At 53.7% G+C, this 22,266-nt stretch carries 14 protein-coding genes; all 14 read right to left on the reverse strand.

Annotated features, from left to right (window positions below; all coding sequences use genetic code 11):
* Window positions 1-92 precede the first annotated feature (92 nt).
* Window positions 93-2,468: an endonuclease MutS2 gene (locus H8699_RS03325; RefSeq protein WP_249284470.1), complete on the reverse strand. Its 2,376-nt coding sequence runs from the start codon at window positions 2,466-2,468 to the stop codon at window positions 93-95.
* 98 nt (window positions 2,469-2,566) lie between these two features.
* Window positions 2,567-3,307, reverse strand: a complete 741-nt coding sequence (locus H8699_RS03330; RefSeq protein ID WP_249284471.1) for a hypothetical protein — start codon at window positions 3,305-3,307, stop codon at window positions 2,567-2,569.
* A 393-nt stretch (window positions 3,308-3,700) separates the two neighbouring features.
* Entirely contained in the window at window positions 3,701-4,705 is a 1,005-nt protein-coding gene (locus tag H8699_RS03335) for a sugar ABC transporter substrate-binding protein (RefSeq protein ID WP_249284472.1), read from the reverse strand.
* 190 nt (window positions 4,706-4,895) lie between these two features.
* Complete coding sequence (locus H8699_RS03340; RefSeq protein WP_249284473.1) at window positions 4,896-5,351, reverse strand: hypothetical protein; 456 nt, start codon at window positions 5,349-5,351, stop codon at window positions 4,896-4,898.
* Between the two features lie 21 nt (window positions 5,352-5,372).
* Window positions 5,373-6,500, reverse strand: a complete 1,128-nt coding sequence (locus tag H8699_RS03345) for an RHS repeat-associated core domain-containing protein (protein ID WP_249284474.1) — start codon at window positions 6,498-6,500, stop codon at window positions 5,373-5,375.
* Between the two features lie 82 nt (window positions 6,501-6,582).
* A complete protein-coding gene (locus tag H8699_RS03350; RefSeq protein ID WP_249284475.1) occupies window positions 6,583-6,822 on the reverse strand; it encodes a hypothetical protein in 240 nt (79 codons plus the stop codon).
* Between the two features lies 1 nt (window position 6,823).
* Window positions 6,824-7,240 carry a hypothetical protein gene (locus H8699_RS03355; protein ID WP_249284476.1) on the reverse strand — a complete coding sequence of 139 codons (417 nt, stop codon included), beginning with the start codon at window positions 7,238-7,240 and terminating at the stop codon, window positions 6,824-6,826.
* Between the two features lie 156 nt (window positions 7,241-7,396).
* On the reverse strand, window positions 7,397-7,765 hold the full coding sequence (locus H8699_RS03360) for a hypothetical protein (RefSeq protein ID WP_249284477.1): 369 nt from the start codon (window positions 7,763-7,765) through the stop codon (window positions 7,397-7,399).
* A gap of 13 nt (window positions 7,766-7,778) precedes the next feature.
* A complete protein-coding gene (locus H8699_RS03365) occupies window positions 7,779-16,748 on the reverse strand; it encodes an RHS repeat-associated core domain-containing protein (RefSeq protein WP_249284478.1) in 8,970 nt (2,989 codons plus the stop codon).
* A 541-nt stretch (window positions 16,749-17,289) separates the two neighbouring features.
* Window positions 17,290-18,786: a lysine--tRNA ligase gene (gene lysS / locus H8699_RS03370; RefSeq protein WP_407943992.1), complete on the reverse strand. Its 1,497-nt coding sequence runs from the start codon at window positions 18,784-18,786 to the stop codon at window positions 17,290-17,292.
* Window positions 18,787-18,825: 39 nt separating this feature from the next.
* On the reverse strand, window positions 18,826-19,299 hold the full coding sequence (greA, locus tag H8699_RS03375; RefSeq protein WP_138295046.1) for a transcription elongation factor GreA: 474 nt from the start codon (window positions 19,297-19,299) through the stop codon (window positions 18,826-18,828).
* A 156-nt stretch (window positions 19,300-19,455) separates the two neighbouring features.
* Window positions 19,456-20,376 (reverse strand): hypothetical protein, encoded by a 921-nt coding sequence (locus H8699_RS03380; protein WP_249284480.1) that lies wholly within the window; start codon window positions 20,374-20,376, stop codon window positions 19,456-19,458.
* 108 nt (window positions 20,377-20,484) lie between these two features.
* Window positions 20,485-21,456: a tRNA dihydrouridine synthase DusB gene (dusB, locus tag H8699_RS03385; protein WP_249284481.1), complete on the reverse strand. Its 972-nt coding sequence runs from the start codon at window positions 21,454-21,456 to the stop codon at window positions 20,485-20,487.
* 70 nt (window positions 21,457-21,526) lie between these two features.
* Complete coding sequence (locus tag H8699_RS03390; protein WP_249284482.1) at window positions 21,527-22,120, reverse strand: hypothetical protein; 594 nt, start codon at window positions 22,118-22,120, stop codon at window positions 21,527-21,529.
* Between the last annotated feature and the right edge of the window lie 146 nt (window positions 22,121-22,266).

Genomic DNA, 22,266 nt, shown 5'->3' on the forward strand with positions numbered 1-22,266 from the left:
CTTATTCACCAAGCGCCAATCTCTACAGGCGCCATTGAATCCACCCTGTATATTTTCTGCGCCGCGCGCCAAAATCCTGCCGCAAAGCCGGTTTATTTCAGCTTTACCACCGTTACGCCGCCCTCGCCCTCGCCGTAGCGTCCCAGGCGGAATTCGGCTACGTGCGGGTGGTGCCTTAAATGGCTCTGGATGCCGCTGCGCAGTACGCCGGTGCCTTTGCCGTGGATGATATTGACCTCGCTCAGGCCGCTGATCAGCGCGTTGTCCAAGAACTTCTCCACCTCTAAAAGCGCCTCTTCCACGTTTTGCCCGCGCACGTCCAGCTCCAGGTTCACGCTGCGGGCGTTGTTCAGCTTAACGCTTTTGCCCCCGCCCCGCTTTGCCGGCTGGGCCGTTTGCTGCACCTCCACCCGCCGCAGGTTGCTGATCGGACTGGAAAGCTTCATGATCCCTACCTGCAGCTGCACCTCGCCCTTGGCGTCCGGCCGGGTGAGCACCGTACCCCGGGTATCCAGATCCAGCACTTTGACCGTTTCCCCCGGCTTTAGATCCTTGGGCGGCTGGCCGGAACCGGCCACAGGGCCGCCTACGGTTTCCAACACCTTGCCCAGTTCTCCGCGCAGGCGGCTGCGCTGCTGGGCGATCACCTTATCGCGCTCCGCCTGATCCTGGGCGTTTTTTACCCGTTTGAGCTCCCTTACGGCCTCCTCAGCCTGGGCCTGTGCCCGGGTGATGATACTTCTGGCCTGTTCGCGTGCCTTAGCCAACATCTTTTCGCGCTGTGCGGCCAGTTCCCGTTCCAGCTGCTGGGCCTGCAACCGTGCCTGCTGGGCCTCTTGCCGGGCCAGCTGGGCCACCTGGCGCTCCTTTTCCGCCATCAAGCGGTTTTCCTCAGCGGAAGAGATCACGTCCTCAAAGCGGATATCTTCAGCCGAGAGGAACTCCCGCGCCTTTTCAATGATATCCCCTGTCAGCCCCAAACGCCTGGAAATCTCAAAGGCGTTGCTGCGCCCCGGTACCCCGATGGAGAGCCGGTAGGTGGGGCTTAAGGTCTCTACGTTGAATTCGACCGATCCGTTCTCCATCCCCGGCTGGGTCAGCGCATAGGCCTTCAGCTCGCTGTAGTGGGTGGTCGCCATGGTCAGCGCGCCGCGGTTTTGCAGCGTCTGCAAAATCGCCATGGCCAGCGCCGCACCCTCGGTGGGGTCGGTGCCCGCGCCCAGTTCATCCAGCAGCACCAGGCAATCCTTCCCCGCACTTTCCAGTATCTCCACAATGTGCGTCATGTGCGAGGAGAAGGTGGAAAGCGACTGGGCGATGGACTGCTCATCCCCAATATCGGCATAGATCGCCTCAAATACCGGCATCTCGCTGCCCAGCTCGGCTGGGATATGCAGCCCGGCCTGGGTCATCAGCGCAAACAATCCGCAGGTCTTTAGCGCCACGGTCTTACCGCCGGTATTAGGCCCGGTGATAATCAGCGTGGTAAACTCCCGCCCCAGGTGGATATCCAGCGGCACCACTTTTTCCCGGTCGATCATGGGGTGGCGGCCCTTTTTGATATTCAGGATCCCCTTTTGGTTGAGCCGGGGCGCCACGCCCCGCATCTCGCGGCTGAGTGCCGCCTTGGCGAAGATAAAGTCCAGCTCGGTCAATATCTGCTGGTTTTGCCGCAGCGCCTCAGACGAACCCGCCGTACGCGCTGAAAACTCGCCCAGTATCCGCTCGATCTCGCCGCGCTCCTGTCCGCGCAGCTGCCTGATCTCGTTGTTGATCTCGACCACGGCCATAGGCTCGATAAACAGCGTGGCGCCGCTGGAGGACTGATCGTGAATCAGGCCCGGCACCTGGCTGCGGTATTCCTGCCGCACGGGCAGCACGTACCGGTCCGCCCGGATGGTGATGATAGGCTCTTGCAGATACTTTTGCAGCTGGGGGTTGTGCAGATAACTGTTCAGCTTCTGGGTCACCCGCTCGCCGCCGGAGCGGATCTGGCGGCGGATCTTGGCCAGCTCAGGGCTGGCAAAATCGCTGATCTCCTCCGGGGAAAGGATGCACCGGCGGATATCCTCTTCCAGGTCCCGGTTCTCGTACAGCGCCGCACCCATATCCCGCACGCCGTTGGGGGTTTCATCTTCTTCCTCCCGGCGCAATAGCGCTTTGACCTGCCTTGCACAGGCCAGCGCATCCCCCACCGTCAGCAGATCGCCGGCCGAAAGGATGCTGCCCACCTGTGCCCGGGCCAGCAGCGGCAAAATATCCTGAAACTCGGGCACCGGATGGTACCCCAGTTTATAAAAGATCGCTTCCGCCTGGGCCGTTTCTTCCTGCGCATGGGCTACCTGCGCATAATTTGTATGGGGCCTTAGCGCCTGGCACAGCGCTTTGCCCGGCGCTGAGCGCGCCTGCGCCGCCAGGCGCTCCAGCACATGGCCAAATTCCAGCACGCGGCTTTCCCGGTCCAACATGGCCTGATATCCTCCCTATCCTATTGGGGCCTTTCCCCTTCGTGAATAAAGGCCGCGGCCTTCACTTTTAAAAGCCGCGGCCATAAGGCAATGCCCTTTTAACGGTAATTCTCAAACAGGTAACTGATAAATTCGTACACCATCTCGTCCTTTTCGGCGAAGTACGGGATCACCACCACCATATCCGCTGGATCGATCCCCGCGGCGGCCTTCAGCCCCGTCAGGCTGTCCAGCGGGATACCCCGTACCGTATCCTCCTCAAAGGCCGGAATGCCGGGAGAAAGCGTGGTCTCATCCGGATCCTTGCCCGCCTTCTGCTGCTCGGTAGCCTCATCCAGGGAGAGGCCCATCTCCAGCACCGCGTTGGCGCCCACATGCCCTTTGTCCAGATCCATCCCCTCGGGCAGGGCTATCTGCCCGGAGTGGATCGCGTCGTTCAGCGGCTTCCAGAAATCCTGCTGGCTGGATGAGGCAAAGGAATTAAAGAAGTCTTGATGGACGATATATACGTCTCCCATCCCCGCGCCCAGGTAAATGCCGCCCTGCTGGTGGCCTCTAAAGTCGTTGGCGCCCGAATACAGGATCACGTTGACATTAACCTCCTGCAATTGCGGGAAGGCGCTTTTGATCTCCTCGCCGAACATGATCACCTGATCGTACGCCTCCGAAGGGCCGGCGTAGTAAACGTTTAGCTGCTGCTCGTCCGGCACCCGCGGGCGGGTGAGCAGCACCGTCATATGGCACCCGACCACTACGATTAAAATTGCGCAGATATATTTCCAATACTCGTGTTTAAGATGCCATACGAGTTTGGCCTTTGTCAGTTTCCCCTGTTTCATGGATGCACCTTCTTCTGGGCTTAATGGCTTTATTATACGGGATTTTTACCCGTTAAACAAGGTGCGCAGAGCCTTGGCCCTGCGCACCTGCGAGATTATTTACAATCTATTCATAAACTGTTTTCGCTGCATTTGATGCCAATTAAATTCGTATAACCGCCTATTCATGCTGGATATACGGCTTTTGATTCTCAAAATCAGGTTGATTTTATTGCTTTTAAAAACGCAAACCCCACACCACCCCTAAAAAATGGCCGGAAAAGGCGCATTTTTTCCCGGCTTTGGCTTAATCTGCATTCCCTCATTTGCCTTATAAATAATACCCCATGTAGCTAGTGCAGAGGTTGTTATCTGTTTTGATAAGCCCGCATTTTGCGGGCTTTAGTGTACGAACTATTGCACAGTATATTGCGATTTATTTGATGCATTAATCATCACAGGCTGACGGAAGGTATCCGTTGGCGTTTCTCCCATCAATAACCTTTCCAGCATCGCGGCGGCCTGTTCGCCGTAGGGTTCCTGCTCGATGGTGCGGTTGGCGATCCAGCCCGGCTGTCCGTCGGCGGCCAGCATATCTCCTGATAGGTGAGAAACTCCGGCGCTGACGATCACGCACTGATCCGCTTTGCCAGCTTCTTCCGCTGCGGCAAGAGCGGCCTGTGCATAAGATTCGTTCTGGCAGAGGATCACGACTTGCTCCCGATCGGGATAGTCGGTAAAATATTGCGTTATCTCGTCCTGAGCGTTCTGCTGGGTGCCGCGAGCGTCGGCCTGGAAGGTATAGGCATCGTCCGGCATGGGCAGCTTGGCTTGCAACCCTTCAGCCACAGATGCCCACTGGCCCAGCGCGGGATAGGGATTTTCCTTATCCTCCAGGCGAATCAACATATCCATGCCGCCCAGACGTGCCTGCACCTGCTGGGCCAGATACTCCGCCGCTTGGGCGTCGGCCTTTTCCCAGTCCGGCCCTAGGTAGGCTGCGCCATCGATCTGCCGGTCAACGGTGAGGACGGGTATTCCCGCCTCTTGGGCCAGAGATACGATCTTTTGAAGCGTAGGTTCATCGTTAAAGCGCACCACGATGGCCCCCACTTTAGCGGCGATCAGCGTCTCGGCCTGGGCGATGGCCATGCCGCTGCTGCCGTCCGCGTCTAGGGCCTGCAGGCGCCAGTTGCGCTGGGTGCATGCCGTCTCGAGCGCGCTTTTAAACTGCGCAGCGTCCTCTTTCTGTAGGTCGCACACTAGGCCGACCACCGCATCGGGGCTTACCAGCGCCTCGTTGGAGGGAGGGGGAGCGGGCTCCTCCTTCCCCCAGGGGACACAGAAGATGAGTATGACCGCGAGGATGGCGGCCAGCGCTATAGCGCCGGTAATGAGAATGAGTTTTTTCTTTTGCATAGGGACTCCTTCATTTTGTCTTCAAGTATTCTGTTTGTCCTCATACACACGATAGCGCTTTTTACGGTCAATCACTATATGAATAACGATGGCCAATCCAACTGCGATACCGCAGAGTATATTCTTTTGCATGAGGGCTCCCTACAAATAAATTATATCCAAATTATCTTTTCGCTCTTTGCGTCAATCATTATCTTTTACGGCAAAAAGTTAATTTCTGTGGTAGACCACTTAGTCTTTCGTCAAAAATATCATTGACATTAACATCGAATGTATCATCCCCATGCATAATGAACTGACCATTGAATAAAACTATGCTTTCACCAGTCGGAGCACTCTCTTCTGTACTTAATAACTCTTTAATTGTTTTCGCATTGCTTTCTGTTTCAGGTTCACTAGTGACAATTTCATTGGCAGCTAGTCTATCACTTTTCCATCCATACATAAAATAGAATTTGATAGAGTGTCCATTAAAAACAATTCTATTATTCTCTTTGTTATCTACATCATAGATTATATCTACTTCATTACACACCCACACAGAATTCTCATAATCCAAAGGTGCCTTACCTTCATAGTGGCAACCTGTACAAGCGGACAAAAAGGAAACTATCATAATCAGAAATAGAAGTACTAGTTTTTTCATTCCTTTGTTAACCCTCCTATATTAATATCCCCAACCTTTGAACCTGTGTGGATACCACGAATCTCGGTCTAATATCTTAATAATCTTTGGCATATCATCGCATAATGCTTTATTTGGAACTAAATATGCCTCCTCGATGCCGGGCAACCCTGGTAAAATTTCATCCGTTACAGAAGGAACATCATTATGCCAATCACCATCTCCCGGATATGGATGGCTGTGGATATGCGCCACAGGGTCACGCATTGGATAGATAAAGGCTTTAACGCTTTCACCTATATATCCAATAACCGTACCAGGTATTGTATCAAATTGATTTCCCTCATAGGTGACACCATAATAATATCGAGTTTCGTTGCTCCTAGGATCCGTCAGGCTATATATAATCGAGCTTTTTTCGTTATAGTAGCTCTGTTTTGCGAATCTGTCCGCCCAGGCTTGTGCGGCCTCATCTGCACTCATATAACCTATACCATCACTTGCATATGTTCTGATAGCGGAATAATCATTTGCTAATCGTTCATAACTCTGACTTGATATTGCTTCCTTTCTCAACTTGCTTACTACATCAGCTTTGGAATTGGTACTCGATTTAGGCAGATTGACGGCCTTTTTCTGGATACCATTTTTACTGATCGTAGAGGTCGTTCTGCCATAATAGCCCTGGTACTGATCGGTCATGGTATTGGAATAATTCACGATCGGCACCAGCGTCTTGCTGGACCAATCATAAGTATAGTTCGCATACTGATCCGATGCCGAGTTGGCCGAGTGTCCCGTCGGGTCCACCATATTGACCGGGTTGTTCCCCGTGTAGGCGTGGCGGTGCTGTGTCCACGGCACCGCCACGCTGCCCTTGTAGGTATCCTGCTGCAGGAAACGGCCGGTGTCCGGGTCGTAATGCCGCGCGTTCATGTAGAACAAGCCCGTCATGGAATCGCTGACCGCCCCGGTGAAGGTTACGCCGTTCTTGAAGCTGCTCTCGCTCTTGAGTTCCTCCTCTTTGCCGAAGTTATCGTAGTTGTACCCCTGCGCCAGATAGATCGCGTTTTCCTTCATCCCCACGATGTTGGTCACGCTGCCGCGGATATCCGTGTGGTAGAAGTAGTACTTGTTCGCGTCGCTGCTGTCCTGTCGACGGCTGGCCAAGATACTGCCACCCGGGTTCAGGATATTTGCTTCCCTCTCCAAGAGGATGAAAATTTAGCATTATCACAGGGACGCCTGTATTCTAATAATCCATTGTTAATCTTAAAAGAGAACTTATTAAATTATCTAGTTCAATGCCATATGCATTGATATCACCATCTTCAATTCCATTTCTCATTAGCTCATCACTGACTAAATCTATCAGTTTTTCATATTGTTCCGTTCTCAAAGAGTTTATATTTTCTAGAATATCTCTATTAGTTTTGGTTCCTTCTAAACAATTTGCCAATAACTCTAATTCTTTTTTGGTCAATCTAGCCATATCATTTTAACCTCCAAGCTTCATGATTTTTAGCATACGTTGTTACAACCTCCCTAGCTTCATTTAATACTACAACAGCGTTTTCACCAACATATTCAAACTTGGGGCCCAATTTATCCATTTGATTTATTACTTTTAAAGGATCGCGCAAAGTGTCTAGAATGGCCTGTGGAGATACGCCTACTCCATCTCGACTCATAGCCTGCGCGAGTCCATGGAACCTATATCCAGTAATCTTAACACCAACTGTTTCAAAAGATTTAGCGACTTTCGGGGCGGATTTCACCACCTCCGTTGTGACTACACCGCCGCCACCGGTAGCAGCAACCGTCCCTGCATGTGTTGCAAACCATCCGCTAACCGCAGCACCGCCAAAATACGCTATAGTCCCCAAGCCCACAACACCGGCAAAAATCATCTCCGCATCAGATACCCACTTGGGGATCTTTATGCCTTCGCTTGCGAATTCTAGCGCAGGTGGATCGTAGGGTAACGGTGTTTCTAAAGGATTCCGTATAGGCGCTACATATGCACCGCCCATGCCGATAAAACGAATTATTAAATCTATACTTTATTATATGCCATCAGAACGTATATACCCCTTAACCCTTAATGACATTTGTGCATCCACGGATGTAACGCCTAAATCTTTATTTTGAGATATTTTTTTTACAGCGGATACGACTTCATTCGTTCGATATCCCAAAGGTAAAGCTACTTCTAATATCCATAGCATTGCTTCAGGCTGTTGTGGCTTTGTGTCAAGTAGCGCGTCTATGATTAACTTGCCCATGTTAATATCCTTTTTTAATTCTTCGTTTATTTTATACAATTTTGTAGCTGCTAAATTGGCAGCTGGAATTTCCTGTGCATTAAACATATCAACCCGCGCCTGCGAGTATTTTATGTACTTATCCAACATATTTTGTCCTTTCTGCTCCATGATGGTATCCTCCTCAATCGATTATTCCTAATAATTTCATAATTTCTATCCCTTTATTGTATTGCGTTTGAAAATCTTGTCCAGTCAGCCAATCACGTACAGTCTGTCCGCCTGTCCAAGCAACCTTACTGCTGTAATAATTGCTAATCAATCGATGATCTGCCTCAGTAAGTGAGACAATATTATATACATTATGAATAATTTTAGCATCAAATCCAGATTTAGCAATTTGGCATTGTTCAACAATATGATGCCATTGCCTACCCGAACCCGCAGATCCTAACGCCGTTTTTAACTGATTGAAGGTTTCAAAGCCAGCGCCCGTAGTTAAAGTTACCTTAGTAGCGGCTATCGTAGACGAAGCACCAGTGGCTAATTTGCCGACCCCAGCTGCTATCACTGGAGCTCCAAAATACGCTATAGTCCCCAAGCCCACAACACCGGCAAAAATCATCTCCGCATCAGATACCCACTTGGGGATCTTTATGCCTTCGCTTGCGAATTCTAGTGCAGGTGGATCGTAGGGTAACGGTGTTTCTAAAGGATTCCGTATAGGCGCTACATATGCGCCGCCCATGCCGGGTTCAACATACTGATTGGATGCGTCGTTTACCGACTTGGGTCTGCTTCGTCCCGCATTCTTAGCATCTGCATACTGATCGTGCATGCTGCTCTTTGGCGCACGGCCAGCCATGCGCGGATCACCATACGGATTATCCTTGGTAACCGTCGGCACATAAATTCCAGAATACGAAGAATCCGGATACTGATCGTACATCGTGGCCGAGTGCCCTGTCGGGTCTACCATATTCACCGGATTGTTCCCCGTGTAGGCGTACAGGTGCTGCGTCCAGGGCACCGCCGCGCTGCCCTTGTAGGTATCCTGCTGCAAGAAGCGGCCGGTGTCCGGGTCGTAGTGCCGCGCATTCATGTAGAACAAGCCCGTCATGGAATCGCTGACCGCCCCGGTGAAGGTTACGTCGTTCTTGAAGCTGCTCTCGCTCTTAAGCGCCTCCTCCTTGCCGAAGTTATCGTAGTTGTACCCCTGCGCCAGATAGATGGCGTTTTCCTTCATCCCCACGATGTTGGTCACGCTGCCGCGGATATCCGTGTGGTAGAAGTAATATTTGTTCGCGTCGCTGCTGTCCTGCCGACGGCTGGCCACGATCTTCCCGCCAGGATTCAGGATATTCTCCGAATCCCTCAGGTTGTTGGCATCTGTGGTGAAGAACAGGGCAGTGCCCATGTAATAGTACTTCTGGTACAGGCTCCCGTTCCAGGTCAACCGGATGCGCTGGCCGTTTCCGTTGTACAGGTTCCCCGTGGTCACCTCGTCCTTGCTCTCGTCGGTAAACACTTCGCGGGTGGTGCTCAACTGGTTGGCCTGGTCATAGGTATATTCCAGGGTGGATTCCAGCGTGTTGACTCCATCCTCGGTCTTGTACACCTTCTTCTGGGTCTGGTTACCATAGGTATCGTAGGTATATTCCTTATCCAGGTAGAAGGTACCGTCCTGCTTCTTCTCGGACTGGGTCATCTGGTTGTAATCATTATAAGTATAGCGGTATTCGTCCTCACCGTCTACCATGCTCAGGCGGTTGCCCACCTTGTCGTAGGTGTAGCTCTGGGTCTTTTCCGTCCCATTGTTGTCGCTTAGGGTCTGGGTCAGCCGGCCGATCTCGTCATAAGTATGCGTCTTGGTCACGCTGTTGGTCTTGTCGGGATAGCTGCCGCTCACCGTCTCCTGGGTGACGAAGCCCAGCTTGTTGTAGGTATAGGCATAGCTCTCCCGCTGGGCGGTCCCTTCTTTGATGGTGTTGCTCAGCATCAGCCCCAGCTTATCCTCGTAATCGAAGGTCTGCTGCAGCTTCAGCCCCGCCTTGTCGGCCTGGGTATCGAACTGGAGATACTCGTCGATGCTCAGCAGGTCGTTATTGCTCTCATCGTAGCTGTATTCCGCCACGGTCTTGCCGTCCTGCACGATGGAGGTGAGGTTGTAGCGGCTGTCGTAGTTGTATTCCACACTGCGCGAGGCCCCCACGATGGTGTAATCCACCTTTGTGATGGTGCCCACATTGTCGTAGGTATAGTTGATGTTGTTGCCGTCCTGGTGGGACTGGGTGACCTGGCCCATGATGTCGTAGGTGTAGCTGGTCACCGCCTGGGGCTGGTCGGGCCAGTGGTCGGTCATGGTCTGCTGGCGGCCCTCCAGGTCGTAGGTGTAATCGGTATAATACTGCTCGCTGTACTGCTTTTTGGTCAGCAGGCCGGTGACCGGGTCGTAAGTATTGGTCACGCGCAGCTCGTCGTTCACCTTGAGGGTGAGGGCCTGGCCCAGTACGTTGTAATGGGTCACCTGGGCGGGCAGGGGGGTAGTGCCCTTGCCCATGTTCTGGGTCTTGACCACCCAACCCGGACGGTTGTAGTGGGTCTCGGAGACCATGCCCTCGGCGTCGGTCACCGTGTTTTTGGTGATGCCGGTGGAGACGATCTCATCATAAGTATAGCTGGTGGTCTGGTCCACGCCGTCCACGGTCTGGGTCACCGTCAGCGGGCGGCTGTAGGCGTCGTAGGTGTAGCGGGTGGTGTTGCCCAGCGCGTCGGTCTCAGTCAGCTTGTTGCCCAGGTAATCGTAAGTGGCCGTGCTTTCGATGGTCCCCAGGCTGGTATCCGGAATACTGGTCTTGACCACGCGGTTCATCAGGTCGTACTGCGCCTGCTGCACGCGGTTGCCGGGGTTGGTCACCTGGGTCATGTTGCCGGCCGCGTCGTAGGCGTACTGCACGGACAGGCCGCCGGAAACGGTCTCCACGGTCTGGCCCAGGTTATTGCTGACCGTGCGGCTGGAAACGCCGTTGGCGTCGGTAGCAGTCACCACAAAGCAAAGCGCGCCGCCCACGGTTTCATAACCGTAGCTGGTCCCCTCCTGCGTGCCGTCGGCAAACTGGGTCTGGGTGATGCGGTTTAGATCATCATAGGTATACTGCGTCGCTACGGTCTGCCCGCCGGGGTTGGCGGAGTTGTTGTGCGCCGCCTGTGTAAGCAAGCCGTTGCGGTTGTATTGCCAGGTCTCCTTATATCCGTTGGGGTAGGTGGCTGCGGTTTTATTGCCCAGATTGTTGTAGGTATAGTAAATAGTGTTACCCAGCGCGTCGGTGACCGTGGCCAGGTTATCCCGCTCGTCATAGGTGTAGACCTGCTTATCGTACAGGCCGCCCTGGTAAGCAATAGCGTTTTGGATGGCGTCGCCAGCTGCGCCTACCTTGTTCCATTGTTCGGTCAATCGGCCGTGCGCATCGTACACATAGCGCACTTCGCTGTCGTTCCAGCCGGTAGTACGGGTCAGCAGACCATCGTTATCGTAGGTATTGCTGGTCACCTTGCCCATCGGGTCGGTAGTGGTGAGCAGGTTGCCGTAATTATCGTAGGTGTAGGTGGTGGTCAGGGTGGTAGACGCATCCTTTTGCGTGGTCATGGTGAGCGGCAGGTTCCACTTTTCGTGGTAGGTATAGCTGGTCACCGCGCCCTGCGGATCGGTGCTGGACAGCATATTGCCCTTGGCGTCGTAGGTCATGCTGGTGGTCAACAGCTTGGTGTGCGCCGCGTCTTGATAATATGAGATCGAGGTAGGCTTCATGCAAGGCGCGTAGCCGCCGATAGTGGTGGTATTGCCTTTCGCATCCGTAAAGCTGGTGAGCAGGCCCTGTGCGTTGGTAACAAATGTGCTGGTAGAAAAGGGAACCGGCCCATCGCCGCCGCTGCCATCGTTGACCAGCTGCTGCAATGTCGTCGTATTGGTCAGCGCATCTCCCTGGCCCTGAGAAGCGTAGGTGAACCAGTAGGTCGTAAAATCTGAATCGATCACCATTTGCACTTTGGAATCCTGAATGCGCACATCCTGCAACCGTTCAGCGGTACCGCTCGCCCCATTGGTAGGCGTATAAAGGACAAAGCCACCGGTAACGGTTGGGTCATGCTCCTCATTGCCCGGCCAGGAGTATTCGTAATAAGAATAGCGCTCGTAGATCTTTTCCCCGCCATCCCGGTACGTGTAGGCTTCTTCTACCCAGCCGTATTCGCCATAATCGTACTGAACCTCCAGCGATTCATCCAAGTTAAAATGGTTGTAAGCCCCCACCATTTTGTCTGTGCCGTTGTACAGGAAGGTGATCTCACCTTCGGACATGATATGTTCTACGGAGATCAGACGCCCGCGGCTATCGTAGTTCATAAATAAGGCCACGCCATTGGGCTCGCGGTAGCTATCCAGCTGTAACGTATTAGGCTGGAATGTATAGGTGATGTTATTTTTGCGCGTGATACTATATCCACCCTGCTCGCTGATGGAAACTTCCATATAGTCGTCGGCAGGGGGAATAAACGCTCCGGAATCCGGATCCTTTAAGATTTTATGGACCGAACCATCTCCATCCTTGAGGATCAGGCCGATTTCGTTAAGATCATCGTCATATAGGCGCAGTAGACTGGTGTTGAAGCTGAAATCCCAACCACGGCCCAGCGCTGTTTCCGCACGGGCCTGAGAGTTGAAGGTGCGGCTCATCGGCATCGAGAGCATGTGCTCGGCCTTGCTGAAATCCGTAACTTGGTAGACCAAATTGCCGCTGGCCACATTGACGTATGCCGTGCCCTGGCCAAGGTCAATACTGCTGTAGCTTGAGGTTCCATTTAACCCCAGTGCTTTTTCCAGCTCGCCTTCCGGTACAACGGTGGCATAGGTTTGGTCGGAAGGAAGGCCAATGCGCGTCCGCTCGCCAAAGGTGCGTTCCGCAACGACATAGTAATAGTGAGTTTGGTCTTTGGTCACATCTATATCGTATGTGTAATTCTGCGTTAAGCCCGAGATAACGCGATTGCTGTGGTTGACCAGATCCGGCTCAAAGTCGGGCGTGGTGCCACGGTAAATAGAATAGGTTTCATCATCTCCTAAAATGCCGTCCCAACGCAGCCATATCGAGTAGTTGACCATACTCATAGCTGTGGGCCGCTGTGCCTGCGTCACCAACTGCACGATAAAGCTGTCGTTCAAATTCAATGAGGTGATCTGAACATTCCAGCTTTTAATGGCTACACCGGCGCTATTAAAGGTAGCGCGTATCTGTACGCTTTGCCCCAGCTCGTCTTGCACGAGATACTCCTGGTTAGCGGCAATGGGCTGCCAGGTTTCACCGCCATCAAAGCTGGCCTCATAGCTCACCTGCGCAGCCAGGGAGGCGTCCGCCAGCGTGGGGATCAGCTTGATTTTGGATACGTTATTGGCCGGCAGCTCCGGGCCATAGAGGACCGATGGACCATCAGACGCCTGTTTAGCGCCCTGTGCAGTGACCTGTACGTTGGTAGAAGCAGCGTCGATGTCCGAATCGGCGGTAAAACCTTGCACATTATTGGGCGAGAGGTAAGAGCTGACGGTATACTTATCTTCGCCATTGGAACCCTGCGCCCGTACGAAATAGGAATAATCCCCACCTTCGGCAAGGTTCTCCGTGATGGCGTCGATATCAAAGCCCTCGCCCACGGTGGATTCAGTAGCCACTTTTTTGCCGCCGAGATACAGGCTAGCCGGCTGCAGGTTGCTATCGTCGATCACCTGTTTATATTGGAAGGATATTTCCGGTTCCGTCACCGTTAGGTCTGGGTCTGGCGCCTGGGTGATCTGAAGTTTGGGCGGGGTAGAGATACCCTCCTGGCCCACATAGGCATACCAGGCGCCGCCGGTTTTTTTGTTGCCCGCCTTATCGACGATTTCAAGGGCTATACGGTAATAGCTGTTATTCTCTAGTTGCGTCGAATCCAGCGTACACAGCGGCTCTCCCGCGGCGGGCAAAGTGCTCGATTCATGAAACATGATGCGAGGATTAGGCTCGCCGTTTATACCTTTTTGATAATACCAGCGGTAATATTCAAAGTTGGGGTCTTCAATCGTACCGTAAATCGGCACAAAGCCGCTGAGCACCTTCCACGCCAGCGTTGTGGTTAGTGTATACCGGGGCGCGGTGGCGTCCCAGTTTACCTGCACCGTTGCGTCGGTTCCCGGGCGGTCGGACTGATTTACCGCGCGCAGGTGGATGGTATACGTTCCTTCCGGCAGGCCGGAAAAATCAGCGTATGCCGAATTGGTCCACAGGGTAGCGCCGGACTCCTTATTCAGGCAGTCGTTCAGGGTTATGGTACGATAGCCTGAATCGTAATTATTCGGCCCGGTAATTTTATATTCCAGCCCCTTGCGGTTATCGTCACCCTTGGGGTCAGTAATTTGGCCCCAGCTCATCTCGGGATTTTCGTTCATAATCCCGCTTTCAGGCACATTGGCCACGCTGAACTGCCCCGGCGCGTTGGGAATGGAACGGTCCGGCAGTTCTACGGCAGAAGAATAGGTGGGATCGGAAAAATTGGCCAAATCGGAATTATCCACGGCGCTGACAGAGAATGTCACGCTCTGTTGCCCCATAGGGAAATCCTGGGGTGAGAAGGTCACCTCATACTGAGCCTCTCCTGTAGCGGCCACCGTATAAGTTTGGTTCTCATCTACGCCAGCAGCATTTTGTTTGTTGTAGCTGATGGTATATTCTTTGATTCCAGTAGCTACGTCGTTCCAGGACGAATGGGGATCAGGCCCATCCTGTGTGGCGTTGAAGCGCAGGTGTATCAGGCCGTCGCTCTCCTCAAGCGCAGCCGTTACGCCGCCTACAGCTTCGGGCGGGGTGCAGTCCTCAATATAGACCCATGTGCTCCAGTTCGCGTCGATACTCTGAACTGCGCCATATGCCGGATTATATGGATAATAAATCACGCGATAATGTTGATAATCATAGCCAGGATTGTTTGCATGGTAGAGAGAAAGTGGACTATTGGGCAGATCAGTGCCGCTGCCGTCCGTGCGAATATGCGGACCCTGGCTTGCCGTAGGCCAAACACCTTCAGTTCGGGTAGAAAATGAATTTTCATTTTTTACATCAATAAACTCATATTGGTTCCCCGTCCAGAAACCCACCAGGTAATTAAGCGAGTCATCCTTTACCGGCCAGGAAATATCTAACCAGCCAGTGCCGCTGTTGCGACCGCCTGAATGGGTTGTGATGGTGGGAGCCACGTTTTCACCGATGTATTTAAGCTCCATATAAGGGCGGAAATTTGGATCGGAATAATGCAGACTGCAATAACGTTTATACCATTGGTAGTTCTCCTGGCGCGATTTAATTACAAATCCATAGTTAGGATAATCTTGATTTGCCCAGCCGGCAAACAGTGCGAAAATACTGTAAGAATACCACCTTGCTTGATTGGGATAGATATATTTAGAATCATAAACCGTAGGATCATAGTGTAGGTCATTCCAGGCTGTCTCGCCTGCAAAGTACCAGTTCTCAGTTACACGATGGATGTCGTGCGTGGGGCTAGTGGACCCCGTATAGTCCTGATAGGCTAAAAAGTTTGCATCTAATAGTAAATAGTAATAATTCTGAAAATCAGCCAGATAGTCGTCGGTTATCCAAATTAACGTGCGGTATTTTGTGCCATTGGTATTTTGACCTACACATAAATGCCCCACTACATTCGTATCAGATTGGGAATAAACCTCTTTTGTTCCAAACGGCGTCTCGATGCTCCACTCTACAGACGGATCCACCGTTACGGGATATCGCAGATGGACATTCTCAAAGTATTCTTCATCGAGAACGAGGTATAGGATATACTGATCGGTATTGCCGATGCGCTCTAATGTGGTCACGATTTGATCAGAATAGAAAGGCTCCTCATTGGCGTCATACATAAATGACGCGGGGATATACGCCCGGTACTTGGCATCCGGGTTTTGCTCTAAATCTACATCCTCGTCGTATAAATTGATCTGACCATATTCATCCATTACGGGTTTTAGACCAGGCAGTGTCAGCGCGAAGGCATAGCGAAAGGTAGAAGGTTTGCTGTTAAAGATCAGTTCTTCCTTCACGCCGTTGCCCACAGGGATGATCCGCAGGTCCACCTCATCCTGCCCCGCGTTTTGATAGAGGATGCTGCCGATCTCTGGTTCAGTTTCTTGGGCCGCCTGCGCTTCCGTTTGAGGTTCTTCAACCACTAAAGAATGCTCATTTGGCGGCAATTCTTCATTTTCGATGTATTCCTCCACCAGCTGGGGCATTAACTCGCGCCCTTGGCGTTGCAGTTTTTCCTGTTCCAATGTTTCAAGCTTTGCCTCCACTTGCGCTCCAGAGGGCTGAAGTGCGTCAAGCTGCGCCTGCGCATCGGCTTGCTGCTCCAGGGTTATCTGCGGTTCTGGTTCAGCGGAGGATGTAGCTGCGTTCAATCCAGACGTATCGTTTTGCAACACTTCCGAGGAAGTGGAGGGTACTGCTAAAGCTTGCTCATGCGCCTGCGCTTCTAGTTTTTGAATATGCTCCTGTTGGAGTTCGACCTTGGCAGCCTGCTCGGCTTCCTGGCGCAGCGCCTGCTCTTTTTCCAAAGGTTTTAACAGTTTCTGTTCAGCTTTGGCTTGGGCAATCCCCTCCTGCGTTAAAATACCAAAACTGATGGACGGACCATTATCTTCGGATACGGTCACACCAAGCTGATCTTCTACACTTTCTCCCATATAGACCTTGATGCTATTGGCCTTGTTCTCATACCGCATGCCGGCTTCCTGGCTGTTGGCGCTGAAGGTGCGCGCTTTGGGTACCTCCTGAATCGTGTTATCAATCTTTTGCCAATCGCCTTCTTCATCCTGGTAGTGGATCACCTCGCCATACCAACGCGCGGTTTTGGTACCGTCAGCATTTTGATAAACGGCTACGCCGGGTTCGCGTTCCTCTACCAGCTCCACGGACGGTTCCTGTGCTTCTTCGGCAGGAGGCATATTAGCGTCTTGTATACCCTCAGCCAGGGCAGAAATACCGCTCTGCAAAAAGGTAAAAGACATGACAAAAGACAGGGCGAAGGCTATAAAGCGGCGCTTTCCATTGGCAGACATGAAATTCTCCTCCAACATGTTTTTCTTTTGTAAGGGATAAAGCGGCAGTAATTGCAGTGAGATGCTGTCGAAATCAAATGTATTCACATAAATTACAAAGTTTATTCACAAATTATACACAATTCTATTTCGAGTATAACAGTTTAAAATGTGGTTTGTAAATATATTTAATTTATGTTTTTCTATATATGACGCAAAAATCCGACAATTATAGCATCAGCTAAATCTGAAAAAGATAGCCCGCTGTGCTTAATATCCCCCGTGTAAATATGCTACCTGAGTGCTATGCTAATCTTGAGACGGCGCAGCCGGTTATTCCCAGTCTTACTCGTGTGGAGTCTGCAAAAACCCACACCGAACCCCACACCGGCATCAGAAAACAAGATTTTTAAGGAAAGCGAACTTGCGACGATATACGCAAGGCAAAATGCTAGAACCGCTGGTATTGCTGGATTTCAGTCCATCAAGGTAAACAAGATACGCAAAAAGAAAACAGGCCAAAAAGGCCTGTTAGTGAACAATCTATTCATAAACCGCGATCCTAGTTTTTAATCAATTTCATGGTGGGGAACAGGATCACGTCCCTGATGGAATAGGAATCCGTCAAAAGCATCACCATCCGGTCAATACCGATGCCCATGCCGCCCGTGGGGGGCATCCCCACCTCCAGGGCGTTGACAAAGTCGTCGTCGATCTGCGCCTCGCCCTCGCCGGCCATCTTCTTTTGGGCCTGCTCTACAAAGCGTGCCTTCTGGTCGATGGGGTCATTCAGCTCGGAAAAGGCGTTGCCCATCTCCCGGCCGGTGATAAAGAACTCAAACCGCTCGGTAAAGGCGGGGTCGTCCACCTTGCGCTTGGCAAGGGGAGAAACCTCCACCGGATAATCGGTAATAAAGGTGGGCTGCACCAGCTTTTCCTCCACCAGCTCGTCAAAGCACAGGTAGATGCACTGTCCGCGGGTCATATCCGCCTCTACCTCCAGCCCTGCGGCCTTGGTAGCGGCGCGCGCGCCTTCGTCGTCCAGAATATCGGTAAAGTCGATGCCCGCGTACTCCTTGACCGCGTCGATCATCGGCAGCCGGCGCCAGGGCCCGGTCAGGTCCACAGGCGTACCCTGATAGGTGATCTGGGTGCCGCCGCAAACCGCCTTGGCCGCCTCGATAAACACGGTCTCGGCTACCTCCATCATCCCTTCCAGGTTGGTATAGGCCTGGTAGAGCTCAATGGTGGTAAACTCCGGGTTGTGCTTGATATCCATGCCCTCGTTGCGGAAGATGCGGCCGATCTCATACACCCGCTCCAAGCCCCCGACAATCAGGCGCTTTAAGTGCAGCTCGGTCTCGATGCGCAGGTACATATCGATATCCAGCGAATTATGGTGGGTGATAAAGGGCTTGGCCGCGGCGCCCGTGGCCAGCGTATGCAGTACCGGCGTTTCCACCTCGATAAAGCCCCGCTCATCCAAAATCCTGCGGATAATCTTGATGATCTGGCTGCGGGCCATAAAGGTCTTGCGCACCTCGGGGTTGACGATCATATCCACATACCGCTGGCGGTACCGCAGATCCGGATCGCTTAAGCCGTGGAACTTCTCCGGCAGCGGCTGGAGCGATTTGGATAGCAGCACATATTCGGTCACGTGCAGGGAGATCTCCCCCGTGCGCGTCTTAAATACCGTGCCCTTTACGCCCAGGATATCGCCGATATCCAGCTGCTTAAAGGCTGTATAGGCCTCCTGGCCTACATCGTCCCGCTTCACATAGATCTGGATGGTACCAGCCCGGTCCAGCACGTGCGCAAAAGACGCCTTGCCCATGATGCGCCGCGAGGTCATGCGCCCGGCGATGGATACCTGCTGGCCCTCCAGCTCGTCATAGTGCGAGATGATCTCTTCGCTTTCATGGGTACGCTCATAATGCGTAAGGGCAAAGGGATCCTTCCCCTCGTCTTTAAGCGCTTGCAGCTTCTGGCGGCGAACCCGCAATATCTCGTTTAAGTTCTCCTGTACACTCTCCTGCGCCTGGGGCGGGTTCTTCATTTGATCCTGCATACTATCCTCTCTCTTTTGCTTACATCCTTATTTGCTGATGGAAAGCACCTCAAGCTCTACAATGCCGCCCGGGGTCTCCACCTGCACGGTATCGCCCACGTGGCTGCCCATCAGCGCCGCCCCAATGGGGGATTCATTGCTGATCCGGTTCTCATTGGGGTCGCTCTCCGTGGAGCCGCAGAGCACATAATCGATCTCCTCGTCGAACTCCTTATCCAACACCCGCACGGTATTGCCCACGTTGACCACGTCGGTATTCAGGTCGTCCTCATCGATCAGTTTGGCTGAGCGCAGCATATTTTCGATGCTGATGATCTCGCCTTCCACAAAGGCCTGTTCGTTTTTCGCCTCGTCGTATTCCGCATTTTCACTCAGGTCGCCAAAGGCCAGCGCCTGTTTGATACGCTCGGTCACCTCGGGCCGTTTGACCGTTTTAAGGTAATCCAGCTTTTCCTCTAATTTCGCCACGCCTTCAGGCGTGAGCATAACTTCTTTAGCCATGAAAAATTCCCCCTTGTTAATCGGCGATTTTTACATCGCCAGCCTATATAAAAATATCCGCCTATCCAGGCCCTCCCCACGGGCCGGATGAGCAGCTATTTTGTCCATTACGCCTTATTATAGACCTAATGATTATAGTGCAAGGTCCTTCGCTTGTCAAGCGCCGCCGCCCTTTAGAAAAAAACCGTCCGCTTCCATTTCCCGCCACAGCCGGATGCGCGCGCGCAGCGGCAATCTTCGTGCGTCCCCAGCCAGCGCGCTTGCGCCATATAGCCAGCCCTGCGCCACCAGATGTTGCTCGCTAGAGGACAGCCCCAGGGGCGCGGCCACCGTTTCCGGCATCGCGACCCTACCGCCTCCCAGCAGTTGAACCCCCCGCGGCGCCGGCAAAGCCCGCTGGTCATCCGGGTGGGTAAGGATGGCCAGCGTCCCGGGCTGCAGGGCGCCCAGCACCGGCTTGGGCGCGGCATCGGCAAAGATCACGATGCGGCTGGCGGCAGCCGCGCGCTCCAGGTTTCGGTATATTGGCGCGGCCAGGCCAAAGCTATCCATCAGCCGGTCCGACAGGCGCTCTAACACATAAGGATTGCTGCCGCAAAGTCCCATGAAATTCATTCTATCTCCCAGCAGCATGGCCCACTCCCGCCCCTCGGGCGTATCGGCACCCACGATCAGCGCGGGCGAGAGTACCAGGCGCAGCTGCATCTCCCGTGCCGCCTGCATCGCCGCGGGAAACAGGCTGATCTGGCGCAGCGGCTCGCTCTGCGCCAGACGCACCCCTTCCCGCGCCAGTGCCATCCGTTCTCCAGGGCTGAAAAAGTGCTCTCCATGCTCGACGCACAGCACCCGCCCGTCCAGCTGATCCATTGCGCGCAGCAGCGGCTCCACCCGCCGGACCGGGTCTTTTGCTGCAGGCGGGGCCAGCTCGCCGCTGAGCACATAGCCGCCCGGGCGCTCTCCATCCATAATCATGCCGTTTAAGGCCAGCTGGCGCGCCCGTCCGCCGCGAGAAAACAGTCCCCTCCGGCGCGCTGCCGCCTGGCCGGGGCGGTAAAGGATCCACCTGCCCGTATCCACAGTATATTCATCTCCCCCAAATGGATTGTGCAGGCTGCCCCGGCACAAACCGTGCAGCCTACGCGTTATCCTATTCGGGACGGGCTCTGTTCATGCACCCCAAAAGCGCTATTTATCCCCTGCAGCAAGGCATTGGCGCAGGATACCGTCTAACTGCGCCAGCGTTTCCACAGCGTTGATCTTTCCCCGCACCGCCGCTGCGCCCCGCAGTCCTTTGATATACCAGGCGGCGTGCTTACGCATCTCTCGCAAAGCCGTGCGCTCGCCCTTTTCACGCACCATGACGGCCGCCTGCTCCATACACTTTTCTATCCGCTCCCCTGCGCTGGGCAGCACCGGGGCCGGCTGTCCGCTCAGCGCGCAGGCGATCTGCCGGAAGATCCAGGGGTTCCCCTGCGCGCCGCGGCCCACCATCACCGCATCGCACCCCGTTTGCGCCAGCATGGCCCTGGCGCTCTCCCCATCGGTCACATCGCCATTGCCGATCACCGGGATCCCTACCGCGGCCTTGACGCGGGCGATCATCTCCCAATCGGCATGGCCCGCGTAGAACTGCTCCCGCGTGCGGCCGTGGATACAGACCGCGGCCACGCCCGCCTGCTCGGCCATGCGCGCAAAAGCAACGGCGTTTCGGTTTTCCTCATCCCAGCCCGCGCGAAATTTAACCGTTACAGGCAGCTCGCCTGCAGCGCGTACCGCCGCCTGCAATACCGCATGCGCCACATCCATCTCCCGCATCAGCGCGCTGCCCTCGCCGTTGCCTACGATTTTTTTAGCCGGGCAGCCCATATTCAGGTCGATCAGCGCAAAACCCAGCTCCCCCACGCGCTCCACCGCCTGGGCGATCCGCTGGGGCTCGCGGCCGAAAAGCTGTACGCCGATGGGGCGCTCCTCCGGCGCGTATTTGAGCAGCGCCGCCGAGCCGTCCCCGCCATAGAGCAGCCCCTTGGCGCTGACCATCTCCGTATAGCATAGCCCCGCGCCCATCTGCATGCAGATGCGGCGGAAGGCCGAATCCGTCACCCCGGCCATGGGCGCCAGCAGCCCGCGGTTTTCGATCTCCAAATTGCCGATCCGCATATCCTTCCTCCTCATTTTCCGCGGTTAAAAAGCGCCCTCCTGCTTTGCAAGAGGGCGCGCCTTTAGGCCATTATTCTGCCGCCGGGGTCTGCTGCGCCTCGGGCGTCTGACTGGGTAAGGGGGTAGCCACGGCATCCTCGATGGTTTCGATCAGCTCCACCTTATCGATCTTCCAGCGCTCCTCGCTGCGCACCAGGCGCACCTTGTAGCGCGCGTGCGGCCAGTCGGGCGGCAGTACCTTTTCCCCGGAGGCCTCTTCCTCTTCCGTATAGTTGTTTTTGGGCAGCTCCCCGTCGATCGCCGGCACCTGCTCGACCACCGTGGCTTCGGTCACCGTATCCCATGGCATGGCGCACACCCATTCCACCTTGAGCCGGTGCTGGATCGAGCGGACTACAAAGCGGTTGTAATCCGTATTTTGGATCATCTCGTCGCTGGAGAGAAAATCCCAGGTAAAGAACTTGGATAGGGTATCGGTGATCTCCTCCTGCTCTCCGCCGATAATGACCGATTCGGCCCGGGTCTTCATCCCTTCGGATAAGATGGTGTTAATATTGGTCGAATCCATGGAAAACAGAAATACAAAGGCCCCCACCAGCGCCAGGGCCAGCAATATCGCGAGCAGTTTCAGCCAAAAAGTTAAAAACCGCAGCAAATACTCCAAAATCGTTTCCTCGCTTTCGCCCGCAAACAGGCGTCAATTCATCGTAAATATCATACCATAGCCGCTTGGAGATTGCAAAAGCCCCTCCGCGGCCGGTATTTATAATAAAAGAAAAAGGCTTTATGAAAAAGCCTTTTTCCTATTCT

The sequence above is a fragment of the Luoshenia tenuis genome (assembly GCF_014384745.1).
Lineage (GTDB): Bacteria > Bacillota > Clostridia > Christensenellales.